Here is a 7,168-nt window from a genome sequence, read left to right as displayed (position 1 = left end):
ATCTTCTTGTTATATGCAATTGAACCATCAACCATCCAGACGCATACCTGAAAAACAGATTTGGCAATGTCGATACCAACAACTCTGATTGTGTTCATGTGATATCACTCCTGAATTAATTGCAGTCAATAGAGTATGGCACTGGCTACTTCAGGGAGGGGCGTCCATAACATCACTACACAGCCAGAACGGAAGGCCCTACTCGGGGGGCTTCTTTTGTTACAGAGTTTGATCCTAAAACGGGCAGTACGAGGCAGTGGATGGAAAGCTATGATCATTCAGGGGAGGTAATCCGTGTCCACCCGAAAAGTATTAATGGCCAATCGGTTGATGCTCAGCACTACCCTCCGACCGGAGCAGAATTAAAGAATTGGGGGCAGCAATGAGCATGGAAGACGTAGTGGCTGATAGGCTTGAAAGAATAGTTGCGGATGGGTTTGATATTTTTAAAATATCAAAAGAGGCACTTGATATTTATCAAGATCCAAGTTTTTCACTCACGAAAAAGTTAGATTTTGCGTTGCTGTCACTAATTGCAATGGTCGAAGGGCCAGAGTTTGAGATGACAGAAAAAGAGTTTCATGAATTTTTATCTGATATTCGACAGATGTAGTCTCTTCAAAATACCTACATTGGTCAGGCACTATCGACACCGGCCTTGCGCCGGTGTTTTTGCACCCATTCTGTAACCTTCTTGCACTCAAGCTATATCATTTTTGTAGTCCTTTTTTCTCCTCCCTTGTAAGCACACCTGTTTTACTTCCACGCACTTTTTGAGATTTCCGGTTTCTGATCCCTTCCCAATATCTGTGCCAGGATAAATCAAAGATCCGGGCCTGTTTGCAGGCTTCGGATAAATTCTGCCGGAGTCTGGTTATTTAACGAGGAATGTGGCCCATCATGGTTATGTTCCTTCCGCCAGCGATCGAGCTTTTCTTGCGCATTCTCGATCGACAGGAACGAGTGGATATTCAGGCATTCCTCAGACTGCCATTGAACGATTCGAACAATGGGTTATCTGCAGGCATGCCGGAGAGAAGTCCTTAGTAACTTTATTTTCGCATGCTCATCACTTTTGAAATGATTTGCCAATAAATACGTTCATAAATGGTGATATTTACTTTTTTAATCAATAAATTATTTTACTCACTGTGCTGTTGCGTCATATGAAACGGTATAGTTTGGACGTATGGAAAGAAAATCTTCACCAAAACGAAGAGTAATTTATTGATCTCATTGAAAGGGAATATGCACTCAAAAGTGAAGGGAAACAGCCAGTAAAAGTAACTTAACCGGCTGTTTTTAAAGGCTAAAAATTAATGATCCTGAACCTGTTTATGAAACAGCTCCCTGAATACCGGATAAATATCTTCCTGTTCACGAATATGCTGCATGGCGAAATTATCGAATTTCTCCTGTAGCACTTCGTATTCACGCCACAGCGTCTGGTGGGCGCGGCGGGTGATTTCGATATAGCTGTAATAACGCACCATCGGCAGGATCTTCTGTGCCAGAAGCTGATGGCAGAGCGGGGAGTCGTCAGCCCAGTTATCGCCATCGGAGGCCTGCGCGGCGTAAATATTCCACTGCGCCGGGTCGTAGCGTTCCTGAATGACTTCATCCATCAGTTTCAGTGCACTCGAAACGATGGTCCCGCCGGTTTCCTGCGAGTAGAAGAACTCCTGTTCATCCACTTCTTTAGCCTGTGTATGGTGACGGATATAGACCACGTCGACGTTCTTATACGTCCGGCTCAGGAACAGATAGAGCAGGATATAGAAACGTTTGGCCATGTCTTTGGTTGCCTGATCCATCGAACCGGAGACATCCATCAGACAGAACATCACCGCCTGGCTCGAAGGCTCGGGGCGACGTTCATAGTTACGGTAGCGCAAATCAAAGGTATCGATGAACGGCGTTTTGGCGATTTTTGCCCGCAGCTCAGCAATCTCTTTACGCAGCCGTTCTTCTTCCAGTAATTGTGCCGGTTCGCTGTGCTCGACCTCGGTCAGCGTCGATTCCAGCTCACGCAGCTCGCGTTTTTTACCCGCTGTCATCGCCGTGCGGCGGGCCAGCGAGTTTTGCAAAGAGCGCACCACACTGATATTGGCCGGTACGCCATTAGACGTGTAACCGGAGCGGTGGGTTTTAAATTCATTCAGCTGTTTATGCTGGTTTTTTCTCAGGTTTGGCAGCGCCAGATCTTCAAACAGCAGATCGAGATATTCGTCCTTTGAAATCTGGAATGAAAACTCATCTTCGCCTTCACCATCCTTGCTGGCATCGCCCTGACCACTGCCGCCGCCACCGCCCCCCTGCGGTCGTTCGATGCGGTCATTCTGCACAAAGTGATCGTTGCCGGGATGAACACGGTGGCGCAAGCCACCGCGACCCTGATGAAACATGGGCTCGTTGATATCGGAATTGGGGATCGAAACGGATTCCCCGCTATCCACGTCGGTAACCGAACGCTTGTTGATGGCCTCGGCAATCGACTGTTTGATTTGCGACTTATAGCGGCGCAAAAAGCGCTGGCGGTTCACCGCGCTTTTATTCTTGCCATTCAGCCGACGGTCAATAAAATACGTCATATTTCCCCCAAACGACGTTGCCAACGATCTTCTGTTACGAGGATTTTCTTACGCGCAGGTACCATTCACACAGCAGGCGTACCTGTTTGCGTGTGTATCCTTTCTCCATCATTCTGTCGACAAAATCATCATGTTTTTTCTGTTCATCTGTCGACGTCTTGGCGTTAAACGAGATAACTGGCAGTAATTCCTCGGTATTTGAGAACATTTTTTTCTCAATGACCGTGCGCAGTTTTTCGTAACTGGTCCAGTTTGGATTGCGGCCGCTGTTATTGGCGCGGGCACGCAGCACGAAGTTGACGATTTCGTTACGGAAATCTTTTGGATTGCTGATCCCGGCCGGTTTTTCGATTTTTTCCAGCTCGGCATTCAGCGATTCACGGTCAAACAGTTGACCGGTATCCGGATCGCGGTATTCCTGATCCTGGATCCAGAAGTCAGCGTAGGTAACATAACGGTCGAAAATGTTTTGTCCGTATTCTGAATAGGATTCCAGATAAGCAGTCTGGATCTCTTTGCCGATAAACTCAGCGTATTTCGGGATCAGATAGCCTTTCAGGTGCTCCAGATATTTTTCAGCGATGTCCTGCGGGAACTGTTCGCGCTCGATTTGCTGTTCCAGCACGTAGAACAAATGCACCGGGTTGGCAGCCACTTCCACATGGTCAAAGTTGAAAACACGGGAGAGAATTTTAAACGCAAAGCGCGTCGACAGCCCGTTCATGCCTTCATCCACACCCGCATAATCGCGGTATTCCTGATAGGACTTGGCTTTCGGGTCGGTATCTTTCAGGCTTTCACCGTCATACACCCGCATTTTGGAATAACTGCTGGAGTTTTCAGGCGTTTTCAGGCGCGAGAGAATCGAGAAGCGCGCGAGCGTTTCCAGAGTTCCCGGTGCACAAGGAGCATGCGAGAGTTCACTGTTGCTGAGCAGCTTGTCGTAGATTTTCATCTCTTCAGACACGCGCAGGCAATAAGGCACTTTCACGATGTACACACGGTCAAGGAACGCTTCATTATTCTTGTTGTTACGGAACGTCACCCATTCAGATTCGTTGGAGTGCGCCAGAATAATGCCGTTGAACGGCAGGGCGGAGATCCCTTCGGTACCGTTATAGTTACCTTCCTGTGTCGCCGTCAGTAACGGGTGCAGCACCTTAATCGGTGCCTTGAACATCTCAACGAATTCCATCACACCCTGGTTTGCGCGGCATAAAGCACCGGAATAACCGTAAGCATCCGGATCATTTTGCGCGTGGTTTTCCAGTTTACGGATATCCACTTTCCCGACCAGTGCGGAGATGTCCTGGTTGTTTTCGTCGCCCGGTTCCGTTTTGGCGATGGCGATTTGTTCGAGAATCGACGGCCAGACTTTCACGACTTTAAACTTCGTGATGTCCCCCCCGAATTCATGCAGACGTTTTGCCGCCCATGGCGACATGATGGTGCCGAGATAGCGCGGAGGAATGTTGTATTCTTTTTCCAGAATATGCGCATCTTCCTGCGGATTGAACAGGCACAGCGGATGGTCGTTTACCGGGCTGCGTTCGCCGTTGGCGCTCAGCACGTAAATCGGTACACGTTGCATCAGGGATTTCAGCCGTTCGGCCAGTGATGATTTACCACCCCCCACCGGGCCCAGTAAATAAAGGATTTGTTTCTTTTCTTCCAGACCCTGCGCGGCGTGTTTCAGGTAGGAGACAATCTGTTCGATAGCCTCTTCCATGCCGTAAAATTCTTCAAATGCAGGGTAACGTGCAACAACACGGTTCGAGAATAAACGCGACAGGCGTGGTTCAAGCGCGGTATCTACCATCGCTGGTTCACCGATTGCCATCAACAGACGTTCCGCCGCATTGACATAAGCACTGCGATCTTGCCGTGCAATGGTAAGAAATTCCTGCAGTGTGAACTCTTCGTCCTTGGCAGCCTCATAGCGCTGGCGATAATGGTCAAATATGTTCATACGATGCCCGTCCTTCGTTATTTTACCCTTCGTCTTTGGAACCGCACCTTCGTTGGCTTCGCTTGTTCACCCGGGTCACTTAACTGTGTAAGCTCACCGGGAATCATTCACTTGCCGCCTTGCTGCAATTCCAATGATTCGGGTAACGCACAGGTTAATGAGAGCTTTTTTCAGCGCTCCCGGAAGAAAGATCTCCCACCTGAAATACAGCAACCCTTATGCCAACTYGCAAAACCCCTTGGAAAGCGACAATCTCGATGGTTTGAGAACTGTCTTTATTCGGTGGGACGGGCAACCGTTCAGGCTAAGTCTTTCATCTATTTATAAGCGTAGTTTGGCATTAAGAAAATTTCCTCTCTGGTTTTGGCGTTTTTTAAGTCATATCAATGACTCAGTTGTGCGGAATGCTCTGAAAAGCCTTACAGGACGTGCCCTGCAGAGCGGAAGTTGTTTCTTTAGTCATTTTTATTTCATATTTTGCAGTTAAATTGTGCGATCGCCCCGGTTTTTCTGGATATGTCTTTTTATAGACCCAGAATTGCTAAGCGTGACGTTTAAGGTTCATTTACACTAGCGACGTTTTTTTACTTAATGGAATTAAGACAATGAAAATGATCAATCTAAAAACACTGTCCATCGTTAGCGCGGCAGTGCTTTGCAGTAATGCTGCCGTGGCGGGAACCTGGCAGGCGGGTGCATCTGCGCTGGTCGCTCCGGATCCGTACCGTGGTAATAATGACCACGTATACCCGGTACCGATCATCAATTACGACAATGATGATTTCTATTTTCACACCCTGATGGCGGGCTATTACCTGTGGAATGATGACGCCAACAAACTGAGCGTCACCGCCAGCTATTTCCCGTTGAGCTTTGACCCAAGCGACAGCGACGATAAGCGCATGAAGCGCCTCGATAAACGTCACTCAACGCTGATGGCCGGTCTGGCTTATTCGCATAATGCCGAGTGGGGTACCCTCCGCGCCAGCTTCAATGCGGATACGCTGGATACCAGCAATGGCATGACTGCTGATCTGGCTTATCTGTATGCCATTAAAGGCTCTAACTGGGCTGTGGTACCGGGCTTTGGTGTGACCTGGTTTAGCTCGAATCTCACCCAGTATTATTATGGCGTGACCAAAGACGAATCCCGTCGCAGTGGCTTCCATAGCTATTCCCCGAACGACAGCTTCAGCCCGTATGTTGAAGTCTCCGCAAAATATAACTTCACGCCAGCATGGCAAGGGTTCGTGACCGGTCGCTACCTGCGTCTGTCCAGTGAAGTGACCGACAGCCCGATCATCGAAAATAACTGGACTGGCGTGTTGTGGACGGGTGTGACTTACACCTTCTGAGGCAATGCACCATCATGGTGAACATATTGCACATTAGTGGGGCGTATCGCCCCATTTGCACATTTATAGATCAGTAAATTTTCAAAGAATCGAATTAACTTTTCAGCTATGACCCAACCGGAGGAAACAGATGAAAGCGAAGACCGTGCAATTGCCTGATGGCACGACAGTACCCGCAATCGGACAAGGTACCTGGTATATGGGGGAACGGAACAGTGATCTCCGTGCCGAAGTGAAGGCCTTGCAGCAAGGGCTGGATGCCGGTATGACGCTGATCGACACCGCAGAAATGTACGCGGATGGCGGTGCGGAAAGGGTGGTCGGTGAAGCGATATCCGGGCGGCGTGATGACGTGTTTCTGGTGTCAAAAGTGTATCCGCATCATGCCGGTGGCGCGAAAGCGATCGCCGCCTGTGAGCAAAGTCTGAAGCGTTTAAAAACAGATTGTCTAGACCTGTATTTGTTGCACTGGCGTGGTTCGATTCCGCTACATGACACTGTCACGGCGATGGAAAAATTGCAGCAATCCGGCAAAATCCGGCGCTGGGGTGTCTCTAATCTTGATACTGACGATATGCAGGCGCTGTGGAAAATCCCCGGAGGCAATGCATGCATGACCAATCAGGTGCTGTATCACGCGGCAGCCCGTGGCATTGAGTTTGACCTGCTGCCATGGTGTGAGGAGCACAGCGTTCCCGTTATGGCCTATTGCCCGCTGGCGCAGGCCGGCAAGTTACGTCACGACGTCCTGACTGCACCGGTGATGCAGGAAATCGCCAACGCTCGGGGTGTCAGCAGCGCGCAGATTGCTCTGGCCTGGGTAACGCGCACCGGTAACGTGATCGCTATTCCTAAAGCGGTACAACCGCAGCACGTGAAAGATAATGCGGTGGCGCTGACGCTCAGCCTGACGGCCGATGAAATAGCACGAATTGACACAGTATTCCCGGCACCGAATCATAAAACGCCGCTGGATATGGTTTGAAGTCAATCATTCACATCGGTCATCAGACGATAAAAAGGGGCCATCTGGCTAATGCCGGTCACTTAAGGTGACCGGCATTGTTTTTTAAGGGATATTTCGACCTTTTTTCTCTCACTTCCCTCGCATATTCACGCTCACGCCTCGAGGGCAGCTTTAGCATCGCTGCGTTGCTGTAAAAATGCTTCAGATGACCCGGGATACGCTCACGCCTCGAGGGCAGCTTTAGCATCGCTGCGTTGCTGTAAAAATGCTTCAGATGACCCGGGAT

5 protein-coding genes and 2 pseudogenes are annotated in these 7,168 nt (G+C 49.3%); 3 read left to right on the top strand and 4 right to left on the bottom strand.

Annotation, left to right across the window (positions count from 1 at the left end):
- The first annotated feature begins 388 nt into the window (after positions 1–388).
- Positions 389–613, top strand: coding sequence for a hypothetical protein (locus tag AC1DUO_RS22715; protein WP_173362071.1), 225 nt, complete (start codon positions 389–391; stop codon positions 611–613).
- 209 nt (positions 614–822) lie between these two features.
- Here AC1DUO_RS22715 and AC1DUO_RS22710 read toward each other — a convergent pair.
- From AC1DUO_RS22710 to yeaG, 3 genes and pseudogenes are all read right to left on the bottom strand, one after another.
- Positions 823–1,031 (bottom strand): annotated as a pseudogene (locus AC1DUO_RS22710) (integrase core domain-containing protein); the annotation flags it as partial.
- A gap of 285 nt (positions 1,032–1,316) precedes the next feature.
- The gene (locus tag AC1DUO_RS22705) at positions 1,317–2,591 is read right to left on the bottom strand and encodes a YeaH/YhbH family protein (protein WP_013575357.1); all 1,275 of its coding nucleotides are present in this window, start codon (positions 2,589–2,591) and stop codon (positions 1,317–1,319) included.
- A gap of 34 nt (positions 2,592–2,625) precedes the next feature.
- A complete protein-coding gene (yeaG, locus tag AC1DUO_RS22700; protein ID WP_013575358.1) occupies positions 2,626–4,560 on the bottom strand; it encodes a protein kinase YeaG in 1,935 nt (644 codons plus the stop codon).
- Positions 4,561–5,165: 605 nt separating this feature from the next.
- Here yeaG and AC1DUO_RS22695 point away from each other — a divergent pair.
- A complete protein-coding gene (locus tag AC1DUO_RS22695; RefSeq protein WP_443567413.1) occupies positions 5,166–5,915 on the top strand; it encodes a MipA/OmpV family protein in 750 nt (249 codons plus the stop codon).
- 130 nt (positions 5,916–6,045) lie between these two features.
- Complete coding sequence (locus tag AC1DUO_RS22690; protein WP_449632437.1) at positions 6,046–6,900, top strand: aldo/keto reductase; 855 nt, start codon at positions 6,046–6,048, stop codon at positions 6,898–6,900.
- 58 nt (positions 6,901–6,958) lie between these two features.
- Here AC1DUO_RS22690 and AC1DUO_RS22685 read toward each other — a convergent pair.
- A pseudogene (locus AC1DUO_RS22685) lies at positions 6,959–7,168 on the bottom strand (hypothetical protein); the annotation flags it as partial.

This window comes from Rahnella sp. P4_A8, assembly GCF_056402435.1.
This window is presented reverse-complemented; position numbering and strand designations above follow the sequence as displayed.

Bases quoted from the DNA above. Each gene is read 5' to 3' on its own strand.
- AC1DUO_RS22715 (WP_173362071.1), top strand. From the start codon at position 389: ATGGAAGACGTAGTGGCTGATAGGCTTGAAAGAATAGTTGCGGATGGG.
- AC1DUO_RS22705 (WP_013575357.1), bottom strand. From the start codon at position 2,591: ATGACGTATTTTATTGACCGTCGGCTGAATGGCAAGAATAAAAGCGCG.
- yeaG (WP_013575358.1), bottom strand. From the start codon at position 4,560: ATGAACATATTTGACCATTATCGCCAGCGCTATGAGGCTGCCAAGGAC.
- AC1DUO_RS22695 (WP_443567413.1), top strand. From the start codon at position 5,166: ATGAAAATGATCAATCTAAAAACACTGTCCATCGTTAGCGCGGCAGTG.
- AC1DUO_RS22690 (WP_449632437.1), top strand. From the start codon at position 6,046: ATGAAAGCGAAGACCGTGCAATTGCCTGATGGCACGACAGTACCCGCA.